This is a genomic window from Mesorhizobium sp. WSM4871 (assembly GCF_055811295.1).
Map to the genome: position 1 here is coordinate 533,084 of NZ_JBVVPU010000002.1, position 15,698 is coordinate 548,781.

Annotated in this window: 13 protein-coding genes; 2 read left to right on the forward strand and 11 right to left on the reverse strand. The window is 62.8% G+C overall.

Annotation, left to right across the window (positions count from 1 at the left end):
* Positions 1-225 precede the first annotated feature (225 nt).
* Positions 226-3,084, forward strand: coding sequence for an ATP-binding protein (locus tag AC0L2H_RS05995; protein WP_473589335.1), 2,859 nt, complete (start codon positions 226-228; stop codon positions 3,082-3,084).
* Positions 3,085-3,204: 120 nt separating this feature from the next.
* Here AC0L2H_RS05995 and AC0L2H_RS06000 read toward each other — a convergent pair whose 3' ends face one another.
* The gene (locus tag AC0L2H_RS06000; RefSeq protein WP_473589336.1) at positions 3,205-3,453 is read right to left on the reverse strand and encodes a DUF1127 domain-containing protein; all 249 of its coding nucleotides are present in this window, start codon (positions 3,451-3,453) and stop codon (positions 3,205-3,207) included.
* A 237-nt stretch (positions 3,454-3,690) separates the two neighbouring features.
* On the opposite strand from AC0L2H_RS06000, the gene AC0L2H_RS06005 reads away from it, so the two are divergent.
* Positions 3,691-5,208 carry a winged helix-turn-helix domain-containing tetratricopeptide repeat protein gene (locus tag AC0L2H_RS06005; protein WP_473589337.1) on the forward strand — a complete coding sequence of 506 codons (1,518 nt, stop codon included), beginning with the start codon at positions 3,691-3,693 and terminating at the stop codon, positions 5,206-5,208.
* Between the two features lie 72 nt (positions 5,209-5,280).
* Here the strand turns inward: AC0L2H_RS06005 and AC0L2H_RS06010 are convergent, their stop codons facing one another.
* The 10 genes from AC0L2H_RS06010 to AC0L2H_RS06055 form a co-directional block, all read right to left on the reverse strand.
* Complete coding sequence (locus tag AC0L2H_RS06010; protein WP_473589338.1) at positions 5,281-5,673, reverse strand: GFA family protein; 393 nt, start codon at positions 5,671-5,673, stop codon at positions 5,281-5,283.
* A gap of 140 nt (positions 5,674-5,813) precedes the next feature.
* The gene (locus AC0L2H_RS06015; protein ID WP_473589339.1) at positions 5,814-6,344 is read right to left on the reverse strand and encodes an NADH-quinone oxidoreductase subunit B family protein; all 531 of its coding nucleotides are present in this window, start codon (positions 6,342-6,344) and stop codon (positions 5,814-5,816) included.
* A 75-nt stretch (positions 6,345-6,419) separates the two neighbouring features.
* Positions 6,420-7,928, reverse strand: coding sequence for a hydrogenase large subunit (locus AC0L2H_RS06020; RefSeq protein ID WP_473589476.1), 1,509 nt, complete (start codon positions 7,926-7,928; stop codon positions 6,420-6,422).
* Between the two features lie 20 nt (positions 7,929-7,948).
* Positions 7,949-9,400 carry a hydrogenase 4 subunit F gene (locus tag AC0L2H_RS06025; RefSeq protein WP_473589340.1) on the reverse strand — a complete coding sequence of 484 codons (1,452 nt, stop codon included), beginning with the start codon at positions 9,398-9,400 and terminating at the stop codon, positions 7,949-7,951.
* Positions 9,397-10,059, reverse strand: coding sequence for a hydrogenase-4 component E (locus tag AC0L2H_RS06030; RefSeq protein WP_107652491.1), 663 nt, complete (start codon positions 10,057-10,059; stop codon positions 9,397-9,399). Before AC0L2H_RS06030 ends, AC0L2H_RS06025 begins: the two co-directional genes overlap by 4 nt.
* On the reverse strand, positions 10,059-11,015 hold the full coding sequence (locus AC0L2H_RS06035) for a respiratory chain complex I subunit 1 family protein (protein ID WP_473589341.1): 957 nt from the start codon (positions 11,013-11,015) through the stop codon (positions 10,059-10,061). The genes AC0L2H_RS06030 and AC0L2H_RS06035 overlap by 1 nt, the downstream gene beginning before the upstream one ends.
* Positions 11,006-13,024, reverse strand: a complete 2,019-nt coding sequence (hyfB, locus tag AC0L2H_RS06040) for a hydrogenase 4 subunit B (RefSeq protein ID WP_473589342.1) — start codon at positions 13,022-13,024, stop codon at positions 11,006-11,008. Before hyfB ends, AC0L2H_RS06035 begins: the two co-directional genes overlap by 10 nt.
* The gene (locus AC0L2H_RS06045; RefSeq protein WP_473589343.1) at positions 13,021-13,332 is read right to left on the reverse strand and encodes a helix-turn-helix domain-containing protein; all 312 of its coding nucleotides are present in this window, start codon (positions 13,330-13,332) and stop codon (positions 13,021-13,023) included. The genes hyfB and AC0L2H_RS06045 overlap by 4 nt, the downstream gene beginning before the upstream one ends.
* A 189-nt stretch (positions 13,333-13,521) precedes the next feature.
* The gene (locus AC0L2H_RS06050) at positions 13,522-13,830 is read right to left on the reverse strand and encodes a UBP-type zinc finger domain-containing protein (protein ID WP_473589344.1); all 309 of its coding nucleotides are present in this window, start codon (positions 13,828-13,830) and stop codon (positions 13,522-13,524) included.
* 147 nt (positions 13,831-13,977) lie between these two features.
* Positions 13,978-15,621, reverse strand: coding sequence for an FAD-dependent oxidoreductase (locus AC0L2H_RS06055; RefSeq protein ID WP_473589345.1), 1,644 nt, complete (start codon positions 15,619-15,621; stop codon positions 13,978-13,980).
* Positions 15,622-15,698: the final 77 nt, after the last annotated feature.

The following is a 15,698-nucleotide window of genomic DNA, read 5'->3' on the forward strand; positions in this document are numbered from 1 at the left end:
GTGACGTGTTTGAGGCGATTGTTTCGGGGCGCTTGGATGACCGATAGCGCGCGAGCGATTTCGCCTTCGAGGCACGTTATGACCAAACGTACGAAATTGATGGTAAAAATAGGTAATTTTGATAGAGGAAGTGTTGTGTATCCGGCTTCCTATGGGTGGGGAGCAGAAGGACTAACTACGCGGCGAACAAAAAAGCAGATGCCTGGCGGCGCGAGATGAAAAGCCATGAAGCAGGCGGACGAGGCTGACGGTGGCATTTACTGCTTCGGCGACTTCCGATTCATTCCAGCTCGCCAATTGTTGCTTCACCACGATGTTCGAATCCGAGTAGGCTCGCGCGCGCTCGATCTTCTGCATGCCTTGGTTGGTAGGTCCGGGCAATTAGTCACCAAGGACGAACTCATTCGCTTCGCCTGGCCGAACACATTCGTCCAAGAGGAGAATCTAAAGGTCAACATAGCCGCTCTGCGGCGTGCGCTTGCGACTATCGCGTCCGAGCACTCCTATATCGCAACCGTTCCCGGCCGCGGCTACCGTTTTGTCGCACCGCTACGCGTCCTCGCCTCATCCGACGAGACCTCTGTCCCGGACTCGGTCAGGAGGATCACCGGCGAACTGCCCGCCACATCGGCCCTTATCGGTCGCGATGATGCAATAGTCGAACTCGCTGAATACCTCCTGAAGACCAGGCTGCTGACGATCGTTGGACCAGCGGGCGTCGGCAAGACGAGCATTGGGGTAACCATTGCGCGGCAGATTGGAGAGCCGTTGCAGGATGGCGTCTGTTTCGTCGACCTCGCGGCGATCGAGGATCCACACCTCGTCGCTCCGGCAATCGCTTTTGCGCTCGGGGTGCGCAGCAATCGTATCGATATTGTTCCGGGGCTTGTCGAGTCGATGCGCGGCCGGGAGATGTTGCTGGTACTCGACAATTGCGAGCATGTGCTGAGCGCTGCGGCGACCATTGCAGACTACCTGAGCGACGCGCTTCCCAAATTCATGATTGTCGCGACGAGCCGTGAACCCCTTCGGTGCAGGCGGGAGTCGGTCTATCGACTTGCACCGCTCCTTTGTCCCGGGGAGAGCGAGACTGCGGCGGGCTCGGCGATGAGCTTCCCCGCAGTGGAACTGCTGGTGCACCGCGCTGCGGCGCAAGGCTACCGGTTGAAGGAGGCGGACATACACTTGCTCGCCGCAATCAGCCGCCGTTTGGATGGAATTCCGCTGGCTATTGAATTGGCGGCGCCACGTTTGTCCGTCAAGGGGCCTGCCATGCTGCTCGGCCTGTTGGAGGAAAGCTTCGACTTGCTGGCGTCGCCGGCGGACGGGGCGACGCCCCGCCATACCACGCTGATGGCGACACTGGACTGGAGCTATAGGCTGCTTTCGGAGCACGAGGCCCGTCTGTTGCGTCATCTATCCGTATTCGGTGGCACATTCGCACTGGACAATGTCCTCGGCGTGTGCGGGCACTTGGCGTCAGCGGAGCACCTTGCTGTCGGCCTGGAGAACCTTGCCGCCCGATCTTTGTTGTCGCTCAGCTACGATGCTGGTCGCCGGCACTACCGGTTACTCGACAGCACGCGCAGCTTTGCGAGCGAACGCCTTCGCTCCGGCGGGGAACAGCCAGCCGCAATGGCCAGCTATTCACGTTATCTGCTGACTCTCTTCGAGAACGCCGAGGACGAGTGGAACTGGCGCACAAGAGAGGATTGGACTGCGCTTTATGGCTATTGGGGAAATGATCTACGTCGGGCAATCGACTGGTCGTTCGGCGCAGGACAGGACCCGCAGCTCGGCGTGCGGCTTACAGTTGCGGGGATTCCTCTGTGGCGCGAACTGTCTTCATTCGTGGAAAATCGATCACGTATCGGGACCGCGTTGAACGCCATTGACGCGCTTCCAGGTTGCGATCGCATGCTCAAAGTGAAGCTATTTGCCGTACAGGGCATCAACCTCTGCCATGCCCGCGAATTGAATGCCGCAATAGATATTCTGCGAAAGGGCGTGCGCTTAGCCGACGAATTGGGCGATGTCGAATATCGCGCTCGCATGGTCGGCATATCGGCCGGCGCCCAGTTTTTCTCGGGCCGTTATCGCGAGGCGCTGCTATCCCTCGCCGAGCTCCGCGCAATCGTTGGTGTCGCCGGTCCAGGATCCGCATCGCCAGACATCCAGTGGCACGAGTTGATGATCCGTTTCTGTTGCGGGGACCTCAACTACGCGCATGACGGTTTGACAAAACTGGCTCGCGAACATGGGACAGTGGTTCGTCGATCACAAATCTCGCGGTTTGTGATCGACCGTTTTGTCGCCATCCGAACGTTTTTGGCCTTGGCAGCATGGACAGCGGGCGAACCCCGAAAGGCTTTCGAAACCTCGCTGGAAGCCACGGAAGCCGCGAGAAGTTTGGAGCATACCGTTTCGAGCACCTTTGTCTTAGGCTTGGGAGCAATCCCGGTCGCGATTTTGTGTGGTTTTCTCGATGTCGCTCAGAGAGGGGTATTGGCTCTGTCCGGCTATATCGCCCTGATCCAGGATGAAATTTGGCCACCATTCGCGCGTTACTATCAGGCTACAATCGACGCTAAGCACCAAATTCCGGGCGCGCTCGAAAGAATGCGCGCAGCCATCGACGAACTCGTCGGATGCAATCTCCTCGTTCATTTGCCGATGCGCCTTGCGATGCATGCGGATGTAGCGCTATCCCATGATCAACTCGACGTTGCCCGAGCCTCAGTCGAGCAGGCGCTGGAACATGCCCATCGGACGGATGAGCACTGGTGCGACGCCGAGCTGAGGCGCCTCCAGGGCATCATGCACTGGCGCGAGAGGGATATCGAAGGGGCTGAGTCTCGACTGCACGAAGCCATTCGGCTGGCGCGACAGAGCGGCGCTTTGAGTTTCGAATTGCGCGCAACAACAAGTTTGGTTGAACTAGGGGTGGTGACGGGCCGGCGTGAGGCCGCACTGACGCAACTTGCCGCGATCTTGCGACGCTTCGACAACAGCTTTTCCTCGGCAGATGTGATGGCGGCACGCAATCTAGTTCAAGCGCATCTGCCAACTCGAGCGCAAACCTAGGGATCATGCCCGCAGGCTTGCCGCTGATGGACTGGTCTGTGGCTTGAACCTCCGATAAGCGAAGCTATGTTGTGCAGTATCGTCGCACCTTCCCGCAATGTCTTTTGCAGCATTCGCACCCTATCGTTGCCAGAAGGGCAGCTTGGCGATCTCTTCCTCGACCTGCGCTCTCGTCAGGCCGATGTCGTCGATCAAATGGGGATTGTCCTTCGACATTCTTTTGAGGTCCCAGCGAAAGCGTGTCTGCTGCCGCCAGGTCGCGATAGTGCTTCGCAGAGTGGTCAGGCTGTAGGGCCGACGCGACGCCAAGCCCCCGGGCGTTCCCGGCCGCGCTGCCTGATGCGGAGCCGACGCAAGGGTATCGTTCATGGCAACCTCCTAATGGTTTGAGGATCCGGTGACCCTCGACCTGAAAGAGGTTGAATTCTGCAGGATACGACCGGCGTCGTAATTAAGCTCTCCCAAATAGTTCTCAAAACTTCCAAACGGGCTAGAGCAGCTCACCGGTTCCCGGAACCGACAAACTGCTCTAACTCTTTGTTTTGACGCAATTCCGGACAGGAAACCGTCTCACACTTTTCCTGGAATTGCTCTATAGATGCGCCCATGGGATCGCGCTTTGCCTTTGGTCCGTTCGTGCTTGATTCCGATGCGGGAACGCTGCTTCGGAACGATGTCCCCGTTGCCGTTGGCTACCGCGGGCTTAAGCTGCTTGCGGCGCTCGTCGAACGGCCCGGCGAAATCCTTGGGAAGGCCGAGTTGATGGACGCGGCGTGGCCAGGCACGGCCGTCGAGGAAGGCAACCTCACCGTCCAGATCTCACAGCTGCGCAAGCTGCTCGGTCCGGCCGGTGATGCCGGCAATGGGGACGGTGAATGGATCGCGACGGTTCCGCGCGTCGGCTACCGCTTCACCGGGGCCATCGAACAGCTCGGCAGCGCGAAGCGAAAACCTTTGCCGCTGCCCGACAAACCATCGATAGCGGTGCTGCCCTTCGTCAATTTCAGCAACGATCCCGAGCAGGACTCCTTCGCGGATGGGTTGACCGAAGACCTGATCACTGACCTGTCCAGGATCTCCGACCTGTTCGTCATCGCTCGCAACTCCACCTTTGCCTACAAAGGAAAGGCGATGGACGTGCGGGGGATCGCCGAGGATCTTGGTGTGCGCTACTTGCTGGAGGGTAGTGCAAGACGTGCCGCTGGGCGTGTGCGCATCAACGCACAGCTGGTCGACGCGGCCAGCGGCGAACATCTATGGGCGGAACGCTTCGATCGCAGTTTGGAAGATATCTTTGCCGTTCAGGACGAGGTGACGGCAAAGATCGTGGAGGCCTTGCTCGGCCGGCTGCGTGCACCGCCACCGCGCAGTCGGCCCAAAAATCTCGAGGCTTACGATCTCTGCGTGCGGGCGCGCAAGTTGATCGACGATTCGCCGCAGACGGCGCGGGAAGCGCATCTGATGCTCACCCGCGCCGTCTCGCTCGATCCGGCATACGCCGAGGCCTACCGCTGGCTTGCCATGAATCACTGGATGGGATGGGTGCATTGGGGCCAACCCATTGAACCCAACCGTAGCGTTGCCTTGGAACTGGCGCGTAAAGCCGTAGCGATCGATGCCAATGATGCCGGCTGCCACTGGGTGCTGGCCAATCTGCTTGCCTATGAGCGCAGCTTTGACGAGGCGGATGCCGAATTCGCCAAGGCGTTCGAGCTCGACCCGAACGAGGCCGACGCCTGGGCGACACTGGCCGACATCACGACATTGGCCGGGCGGGTCGAGGAAGGCCTTGAGCAGATCCGCAAGGCGTTCCGCCTGAACCCGTTTCCAGCAAGCTGGTACTATCTGACGCTCGGCCAGGCGCAATATGCGGCGCGCGAATACGAAGCCGCGGTCGAGACACTGCGCAGGGACGAGACTTATCGCACAAGCTCACGCCGTTTCCTGGCGGCAAGCCTCGCGCAACTCGGCCGGCTCGACGAGGCGCGCGCGGAGGTCGAACTGTTTCTTGTCAGCAACCCGCATTTCACGACCCGCTTCTGGGTCACGACGGAACCATTCCGCGATGCCGCAACGCTCGATCATTTCGTTGATGGCTTCCGCAAGGCCGGCCTCCCGGAGTGATGCGTCAGGTTTTGATGAAGGCGAATCTCGGTCAGCTCGCAGCGCCGCCTCCGCACCGTTCATGTGTGCGACTTACTCCTCCGAGCGACCCGTGGCGTCACGATCGCGCTCGTATCGCCTCGTAAGCGGAAACGGCGGCAACCAGGACTCGCGACGGACGGTCCAGCTTTCATAGGTCGGCATCAGCTGGTCGGGGGCATCCAGGGATCCCAGGTGCACTTCAATCTCGTCCGCGCTGCGCGCGAAAACGGACGAGCCGCAGCGGGGACAGAAAAACCGCCCGGCGTAATCGCGTGTTTCGCCATCGATCGTCACCGCATCCTGAGGAAATACCGCGGCAGCGTAGAAAAGGCCTCCATGATGCTTGCGGCAGTCGAGGCAGTGACAGATGCCGACCCGATATGGGAGTCCCGACGCCGCAATTCGGACATTGCCGCACAGGCAACCGCCGGTGAATCGGTCCATGCCGCGTCTCCCTCTGAAATCAAGCTGAGAATGGCTACAGCGAACAGCACTGTCATTGCAATTGCCGCGGTGGTCCCGCCTTCGCTCGTAGTGCCAAGGACTTCGATCGACGAGCCAGCCTCAAGCGCATAGCTCACGGTTCACCCTCGGTGAATTGCATTCACTCCTTCGAGCAAGGCGAGCAGGCCCTTCAAAATCTCGATCGGTGGCGGCGGGCAGCCGGGGATGTGGAGATCTACGGGCAGCACCTCCGACACGCCGCCAACGACGGCGTAGCTGCCGGCGAAGCAGCCGCCGTTCCTGGCGCAGTCACCGAGTGCGACCAGCCATTTGGGATTGGGGGTCGCGTCCCAGGTCCGCAGCAAGGCCTCGCGCATGTTCTTCGTCACCGGCCCGGTGACGAGCAGCACATCGGCGTGGCGCGGCGAGGCGACGAAGCGGATGCCGAAGCGCTCGATGTCGTAGAAGACGTTGTTCAGCGCGTGCATTTCGAGTTCGCAACCGTTGCAGGAACCGGCATCGACGGCTCGGACCGACAAGCTTCGGCCCAGCCGCTCGCGGGCGGCACCGTCGAGGGCGCGGGCCAGTTCGTCGACCGCCGCATCGCTCGCCAAGGGCGGGTGCTCGGTGAGAGGGGGTCTGACCAGGCTTTCGAAGAGAAGCTTGCGCATGACGGAATGCCTTAGAGCAGGGTTGGTCTTGTTCGACCGTGATCTTTTCCGAACCGAAGGTTTGCGATTGCGGGTCTAGAGATCATGGCCGGAATAGGAGCAGTTGAACGACTTGTTGCAGAGCGGAAAGTCGGCGACGATGTTGCCCTCGATCGCTGTCTCGAGAAGCGGCCATTGGAACCACGAGGGGTCGCGCAGGTGGCAGCGCTCGACCATGCCGGCCTCGCCGATGCGCAGCCAAGCCAGGATGTCGCCGCGGAACCCCTCGACCAGCGCCATGCCCTCGCGCGGCCCGTTCGCCGCGGCGACGTCGACACGGATCGGGCCACCCGGCAGGCGCTCAAGGATCTGTTCCACCAGCGACAGGCTCTGCTCGACCTCGCGGATGCGTATCCAGACGCGCGCATTGACGTCGCCTTCCTGCAGCACAGGCACATCGAAGGCGAGTTCGTCGTAGGGCGGGTAGCCTGGGCTGCGGCGCGCGTCGAAGTCGCGGCCCGAAGCCCGCCCGACATAGCCGCCGGCTGCATATTGCCGGGCGAGTTCCCCCTTGAGCCGACCTGTGGCGACGGTGCGGTCCTGCAGCGAGGCGGTGTTGTCGTAGAGCTCGACCAGATCAGGAAAGCGCTGTCTGATCTCGGCGATCACGGACCGGATCGCGACCGTCCCTTCTTCGCTCAGGTCGCTTGCCGCTCCGCCGGGCACGACACGGTCGCGCATCAGGCGATGGCCGAAAGCCGCGTCGCTTGCGCGCAGCACACGTTCGCGCAGCGCGCCACAATGGGCAAGCATGATCGCGAAGGCAGCATCGTTGCAGATGGCGCCTATATCGCCGAGATGGTTGGCGAGGCGCTCCAACTCGGCCATCAGCGCCCGTAGCCAGACGGCGCGCCGCGGCACGTCGACGCCCAAAGCCGCTTCGGCGGCTCGGGCAAAGGCAAGCGAATAGGCCACGGTGCTGTCGCCGGAGGTCCTGCCCGCCAGTCGGGCGGCGCGATCGACAGGCGAGCCTTTCATCAGGCCTTCTATGCCCTTGTGCACATAGCCGAGACGCTCCTCCAGCCGCACGATCGTTTCGCCGCTCGCGGTAAATCGAAAATGCCCCGGCTCGATGATGCCGGCATGCACAGGTCCGACCGGGATCTGGTGCAGGCTCTCGCCCTCCGCGGCAAGGAAGCGGTAGGAAGACGCCGCGGCTGGAGGCTGGGGCGCCACAGCCAGGGGATGGCTCACTCCCCACTGGCCATGGTCAAGCCAGCGACGGGTGTCCGGAAGGCCCTGCGGCGAGAGCCCGAACAGATCCGAGGCTGCACGTTCGAGCCGCAGTGCCGGCGGATGCCGCTGGCCGACCGACGGGTAGCGGCCGCCGGGGCATTTCAGGCTGATGACACCGATATCAGCCGCGTCGAGAAGCGCCATGTGGACGGTCTCCGGCTCGCCCCAGAGGCCGAGCAGGCTCCAGCGGCCTTCGGCAAGCTGCTCGACGGCAAGGTTCCAGGTTTTTGAAGCCACCATGGCGCGTCGCCAGGGGGCATGGCGTTCAACAGGACGGCCGGCCTCGATGAGGTCGGTCAGCGCGGGCATCTTCCTTTTGCTCATCCGCTTCATCCCAGGATGGTCGCGACATGCTGGAACCAGGCGACCAGGGGCGCCGGCAGATAGATGCCGGCGGCAAACACCAAAGCCAGGTGGGAATACATCGGCACATAGGATGCCTCGACCGGCGCAGTGCTGCCGCGCGGCTCGCCGAAGGCGACGCCGGTCAGCCGAAGCAGCAGGGCGCCGAAGGCGAGCAGAAGCCCGAACACCAACGGGATCGCCAGAAGCGGCTGTCTTGCAAATGTCGAGCTCACGATCAGGAATTCGCTCATGAAGATGCCGAGCGGCGGCAGGCCGGCAATGGCAACGACGCCGATGACGAGCGCCCAGCCAAGCCCGGGATGCGTTTCCGTCAACCCTTTGATGTCGTCGATCTTCTGGGTGCCCTTGACCTGCGCGATGTGGCCGACGGCGAAGAAGATCGCCGACTTGGTCAGGCTGTGCATGACCATGTGCAGCAGGCCGGCAAAGTTCGCCAACGGGCCGCCCATGCCGAACGCGAACACGATGATGCCCATGTGCTCGATAGAGGAGTATGCGAACAGGCGCTTGATGTCGCGGCGGCGGTAGAGCATGAAGGCCGCGAAGATGAGCGAGGTGAGCCCCATTGCCACCATCAATGGTCCTGGGGATATCGCCTGCGGGCTTGCGGCGAGCAACATCTTGAAGCGCAGAACGGCATAGAGCGCGACGTTCAAGAGCAGGCCCGACAGCACCGCCGAAATCGGCGTCGGACCTTCGGCATGCGCATCGGGCAGCCAGGCATGCAAGGGGGCAAGGCCGACCTTGGTGCCGTAGCCGAGCAGCAGAAAGACGAAGGCGACGTTGAGCAAAGCCGGGTCGAAACGCGCCGCCTGTTCGATGAGCACTGTCCAGACCATGGCATTGGTGCCCTCGCCGACGACCGGTTGCGCGGCCATGTAGACGAGGATGGTGCCGAACAGCGCAAGCGCGATGCCGACGCTTCCCAGGATGAAATACTTCCAGGCGGCCTCCAGCGCTTCGTGCGTGCGATAGATACCGACCATCAGCACAGTGGTCAGCGTGGCAAGCTCCACCGCCACCCACATCAGGCCGATGTTGTTCGACACGAAGGCGAGGTTCATGCCGAACATCATGATCTGGTACATTGCGTGATAGAATCTGAGGTTCGGCGCGGTCAGCCGGCCGGTCTCCAGCTCGTGGGCGATATAGGTCGCGCTGAATATACTGGTCGTGAAGCCGACGAATGTGTTGAGCACGATGAAGACGATGTTGAGATCGTCGACCAGGAGATACTGTCCCGGCTGCGGCCGGTCGGTGACAAAAAGCGAGAGTGCCGCAAGCAAGGTCAGCAGGCTGGCGACGACATTCAGGCGGGCCGTCACCTTGTAGTTCGGCAACGCGGCCATCAGCGCTGCCGCCAAGGGCGGTATCAGCAGGATGGCGGCCACGGCGTCGAAGGAAAACGCGGTCAACGGCGTTCCCCCCTGTAGTCGTCGAGCGCGCCGACATCGACCGAATCGAACCGCTCGCGGATGCGGAACAGGAAGACACCGATGACGATGAAGGCGATCAGGATCGAGAAGGCGACGCTGATCTCGACCACCAGCGGCATGCCCTTGGCGCCGGTGGCGGCGAGCACAAGGCCGTTCTCCAGCGACATGAAGCCGACAACCTGACTGACGGCATTCCGGCGGGTGACCATCACCAGCAGGCCTAGCAGGATGATGGACAGCGCGAAGGCCAGATCTTCGCGCGCCAGCGGATCGGCGTCGGGGGTGACCCGCAGCATCAGCACCATGGACAGCGTCACCAGGCCTATTCCGGCCAGCATGGTCGGACCGATGCCGACAGCGGTCTCGATGTCGCGGTGGATGCCGAGCCGCTGGATGATGCGGTGAAGCCCGACGGGAATGACGATCGCCTTGAACACCAGGGCGATCGCCGCGGTGACGTAGAGATGGTGAGCGTCCTGGACATAGGCCTGCCAGGCCACGGACAGGGCAAGCACGACCGCGTGGAGCGCAAAGACGTTGATCAACGCAAACAGGCGATCCTGATAGAGCATCATGAAGCTGACCAGCACCAGACCGCCGGCGAGCAGATGGGCGATATCGAAGGTGAGGCCGTTCATCAGAGGCTCCGTGAGACGAACAGCAGGAGCGTGCCGAGCAGGGCCAGCATCAGCGCCACGCCCAGGAAATCCGGGACGCGAAAGACACGCATCTTGGCGATGGCGGTCTCGAAGACGGCCAGCAGAATACCACAGACGGCAAGCTTGCCGACATAGGTGACGGCACCCAGAACGAGGAGTTGCGGCCTGGCCCCTGAGGTCACCAGCCCCCAGGGCATGAAAACGCATGAAATCAGCGAGGCATAGAGCAGAAGCTTCAGGAAGGTGGCAATCTCGATCATTGCCAGATGGCGGCCGGAATATTCTAGGACCATCGCCTCGTGGACCATCGTGAGTTCGAGATGGGTCGCCGGGTTGTCCACCGGTATGCGGGCATTTTCGGCGATCGCCACGATGACGAGAGCGATCAGCGACATGCCGAGCGACACCCGCAGACCGACATCCGGCGAAGCCATGAAGGCAGCGACGGTGGAGAGTTGCGTTGCGCCGGCGACGAGCGCCAGGCTGAACACGATCAAAAGCATCGCGGGCTCGGCCAGCGAAGCGATCATCACCTCGCGGCTTGCGCCGATGCCGCCAAAGCTCGTGCCGACATCCATGCCCGCCAATGCGAGGAAGAACCGGGCGCTGCCAAGCAGCGCGACAATGGCGATGAGATCGGCGGTCCAACTGAAGGTGAGGCCGGTGGCGAATGTCGGAATGAGCGCGGCGGCGACCCAGGTGGCGGCAAAGATCAGGTAGGGGGTCACGCGAAACAGCCAGGATGCGTTGTCCGCCAGGACGACCTCCTTGCGCATCAGCCGCAGGACATCGCGGTAGGGCTGGATCAGCGACGGCCCCCGGCGGCGCTGCAGTCTCGCCTTCACCTTGCGCACGAAGCCGGTCAGCAGCGGTGCCAGCAAAAGCACCAGCACCATCTGCGCGCCCTGGACGGCCAGTTCAGGGATCAGGGCCATAGCGCGAGCACCAGAAGCAAGGTGACGAGGTAGAGAAAGACCAAGGTCAGATAGCGCCGGATGGTGAGGAACTGCAGACGGTTCAGCTTCTCGGCCGCATAGCCGACCGCGCCAGCGATCGGCTGGTAAAAAGTCTCCCAGATCACATCGTGCATTTCCACGGTGAGGCGCGCCGGCCCGGTGGCGCCCGGCGGCGGCATTTCCACCTTTTCCCGGGCACGGAATGCAAAGGCGCCGAAGACGCGGCGAATGGGCTGGGCGAAACTGACGGCCGTGTATTGCGCGGCCGGGCTGATATCCGGGAAGCCGCAGCCCCAGGCAGGACCGCGGCGCAGCGCGTGCGAGGCGAAGCGGTGGATCACGAAGGCCGCGAGCGAGGCGGAGATCGTGACGAACACGAGTACCAGCAGGCCATTGTAAGAGCTGCGGCTCTCGGCGATCGGCACGATCGACAACCAGGGCTGCGCCATCTGCACCGGCATGCGGTTGCCGGTGAGCGACAGCGTCACCGGTGAGATTCCGTCTATGACAAAGCCCGGCAGAATGCCGGCAAGCAGGCAAAGGGCCGCGAGAGCGAACATTGCCGCCAGTGAGTAGCGATCGACCTCCCGTACCTGCTCCATCGCCGCGGAGCGTGGTCGGCCGAGAAATGTGATGCCGAACGCCTTTACGAAACAGGCCGCGGCCAGCGCCGCCGAAAGTGCCAGCAGGCCACCGACCGCGGGCACCATGACTTTCAGGCCCCATTGCGGCAGGTCAGGGCTCTGCAGGATGGCCTGGAAGGCCAGCCATTCGGAAACGAAGCCGTTGAAGGGCGGAAGTGCCGAGATTGAAACGCAGCCGACGAGAAAGACAAAACTGGTCAGCGGCATGCGATGGATAAGGCCGCCCAATTTCTCCATGTTGCGTTCGCCGGTTGCGGTCAGCACGGCGCCGGCGCCGAAGAACAGCAGGCTCTTGAAAAAGGAATGGTTGAGAACGTGGAAGAGCGCCGCGGTGAGCGCCAGTGCCGCGGCCGACGGCATCGCGTTGGCCTTGAAGGCGAGCGCGAGGCCAAGGCTCACGAAGATCACGCCGATGTTTTCGATGGTGCTGTAGGCGAGCAGCCGCTTGAGGTCCTTTTCCATCAAGGCGTGGAGGATGCCGAGAACCGCCGTCAGGCCGCCGAGGAAAAGCACGACGACGCCCGACCACCACGCCGGCTCGCCGAGCAGGTCGAAGATGACGCGTATGAAGCCATAGATGGCGACTTTGGTCATGACGCCGCTCATCAGCGCCGAGACGTGGCTCGGCGCGGCCGAATGCGCGAGCGGCAGCCAGACATGCAAAGGGACAAGGCCGGCCTTGGAGCCGGCGCCGAGCAGCATCAGGGCCAGAACGGCGGCGGCGACGAACCGGGTTGGCTCGGCGGCGCGCATCGCGTCGAATGTATAGGTTCCGGCCGGTCCGGCCAGCAGACCGAAGGCGAGCAGCAGCGCCAGCGTGCCGAAGCTCGCCATCACCAGGTAGATGTAACCTGCCCGCCTGTTATCGGGTTCGCGGTGGTGCGCCATGACAAGCGCCCATGAGGCGAGCGACATGAATTCCCAGGACAACAGGAAAGTGAAAGCATCGTCGGCCAGGACGACGAGGTTCATGCCGGCAAGGAAGGCCGGGAAGAACGGCAGCACGCGGTGCGGCGCGGACTCGTGACGGCCATAGCCAAGTCCATAGAGGCTGGCGAAGGCGCCGCCGAGGTTGACCACGACCAGGAAAAAAGCCGAGAGCGCATCCAGGCGGAAATGGGCGCCGATCCAGGGCAGGCCGAGCGGCAGCGTAACGGCCGACACGCCGGCGGGATCGCCGACCAGATGACTTGAGGCAGCCAGGAACATGACGGCCGCGATGCCAAGAGCAAGACAGTAGACCAGTTGTGTCGCCGAATCGCGCCGGCTGGCCGCTATGGCCAGCATGGCGGTTCCCAAAAGCGCGGCGACGCCCCACAGCAGAAGGGCAACGATCGAAATCACGACAGGTTCCCGCCGGACCTGGCTTCCGTATTGTCGGCGCCGGAAATCCTGACCTGACCGGAGCCTTCTTTCAGCCGCACCCCGCGCCCGCCGACATGGCTTGTCGCACCTTCTCCGATCAACTCGATGCCGGCGGCCTCAAGCGCTGCAATCAACTTCATGAGGGAATCGACATTGCCCCGGATCATCCACTCGCTGGCTTCCATGCGCTGGATCGTCGGCACCGACAGGCCGGACAATTCAGCAAGCCTGCGCTGATCGATGCCGAGCAACGCCCTGGCGGCACGCAACTGTGGGGCGGTTATCACCAATCGCTCTCAATTTTAGGATATGAACTCTACGCGCTGCAGCGTACATTGAAACGCGCTAAAGTCAATAACTGATGTATGATACATCTGTTTTGATGTTGGCCGCTATGCCCGTGACGTCCCGGGCTGGCGGCTGCTTGACGTGTCGCGCAAGAACAGACGTCCTCTTTGATGGCGTAGACTGCACCTTCAATAAAACTTTGGGATCGGGCCGTTCTGCGGGGTGGTGCGGTCGCCGAGGTCCAGAAAGACCTCGTCGATATAGCACCAGCCCCAACCTTCCGGCGGGTCGTAGCCTTCGATGACCGGATGGCGGGTGGCGTGGAAGTGTTTTGTGGCGTGGCGGTTGGGCGAGTCGTCGCAGCAGCCGACATGGCCGCAAGTGCGGCATAGCCGCAGATGCACCCATTGCGAACCGCTCTTCAGACACTCCTCGCAGCCGAGCGCGCTCGGCGTCACATCCCTGATATCGCCTGCATGTCTGCATTCATCCGCCATCACAATCTCCTGACCGGTTCGGGTGCCGTGGTGCGTCGCGTGTGATACGCGCAATGCGCTTCAAGTCTTTGTCTTATGCATCTCGTTGCCCCAAACCGCTGCACACCCTCGGGTCAAGCCTGAGGACATGCTTTTGGGCGACATGCATTAGCCTTGCGCCAGATATGCGTGCAGTGCCGCCACCACCTGGGCGCCTTCGCCGACGGCGGCCGCGACGCGTTTGACCGAGCCGGAGCGCACGTCGCCGATAGCGAACACGCCGCTGCGACTGGTCTCCTGCAAGGTATGCGTCGGTCCTATATCCGGCCCGGTACGAACGAAGCCCCTGGCGTCCAGCGCCACGTTGCAGTTGGCGAGCCAGTCGGTGTTCGGGTCGGCGCCGATGAACAGGAAGAGATGGCGGATCGGGTGGGTCGTCGCCACGCCGCTTTCGCGGTCGCGCCAGCGCACTGTGGCAAGATTGCCCTCGTGGCCGTCCAGCGCCTCGATCTCAGTCCCGGTCAGCACCTCGATGTTGGGCTGCGCCCGGATGCGCTCGACCAGATAGCGCGACATGCTGGCATCCAGACTGCTGCCGCGCGCCAGCAGCCACACCTTGCCGACATGGCTGGCCAGATAGACTGCCGCCTGGCCGGCCGAATTGCCGGCGCCGACCAGCGCCACTTCCTGCCCCGCGCACAACCGCGCTTCGATGGGCGAGGCCCAATAATGCACGGACGTTCCCTCGAACTCAGCCAAATTGGCGATATCGAGGCGGCGATAGCGCGCGCCGCTGGCGATCACGACGGTGCGCGCCCGCACGGTCTCGCCGTCGCCGACATCCAGCGTGTAACCGGCCGTGCCGGCCGCGCCATTCAGCAGCCTGGCCTCGTCGGGTATGACCATTTCGACGCCGAACTTCTGCGCCTGGTTGTAGGCGCGCGCCATCAGCGCCATTCCCGAAATGCCGGTCGGGAAGCCAAGATAGTTCTCGATGCGCGAGGAGGCACCCGCCTGTCCGCCGAAGGCGCGGCAATCGAGCACGATCGTCGACAGGCCTTCGGACGCCGCATAGACCGAAGCCGCCAGCCCCGCCGGGCCGGCGCCGACAATGGCCACGTCGTAGAGCTTGCCGGCATCGATCGGCCGCAACAGGCCGATGCAGCGGGCGAGCTCATTCTCGCCGGGATTGTGCAGCAGCTTGCCGTTCGGACAGAGCACGATCGGCAAATGGTGGGGATCGACCTGGAAGCGCTCGACCAGGGTTCTGGCGCATGGATCGGTGCCGGCATCGAGCGCGCGGTAGGGCTGGCCGCTGCGGGCCAGGAAACCCTGCAGCCGCAAGACGTCGCCACTGTCGAGAGAGCCGATAATGACCGGTCCGCTGGAACCGCTCTCGAGCAGGCCGACACGGCGCAGGATCAACGCCCGCATGATCCGCTCGCCGAGATTGGCCTCCTGCACCATCAGATCGCGCAACCTTTGCGAGGCGATGACGACCGCCTGCACCGGTTCGATCGCCTCCGCGTTGACCAGCGAGGGGCGGGCCGAAAGCTGCGCCAGTTCGCCGACGAAGTTGCCCGCCTCGTGGGTGACGATTATCTCGCGCCGGCCGAGGCCACTCTGCGTAATGTCCACCTTGCCCGACAGGACGACGACCAGGCCCGGCGCCACGTCGCCGGCTTTGACGATGAGCTCGCCCGCGGTATAGGAACTGGCCTGCCCGAAACGGCGCATGCGCTCGATGTCGGCCTCACCAAGCGTGGGGAACATCTGATCGCGGCGGGCCGTGAAGGCTGTGGATTGAGACATGGTTTCGACCGTATCGCGGCGGCGGCGCAGTTTGAAGCGGTTTCTAATCTCCAAAAGCCCGCGGGCTGCTCGACCCC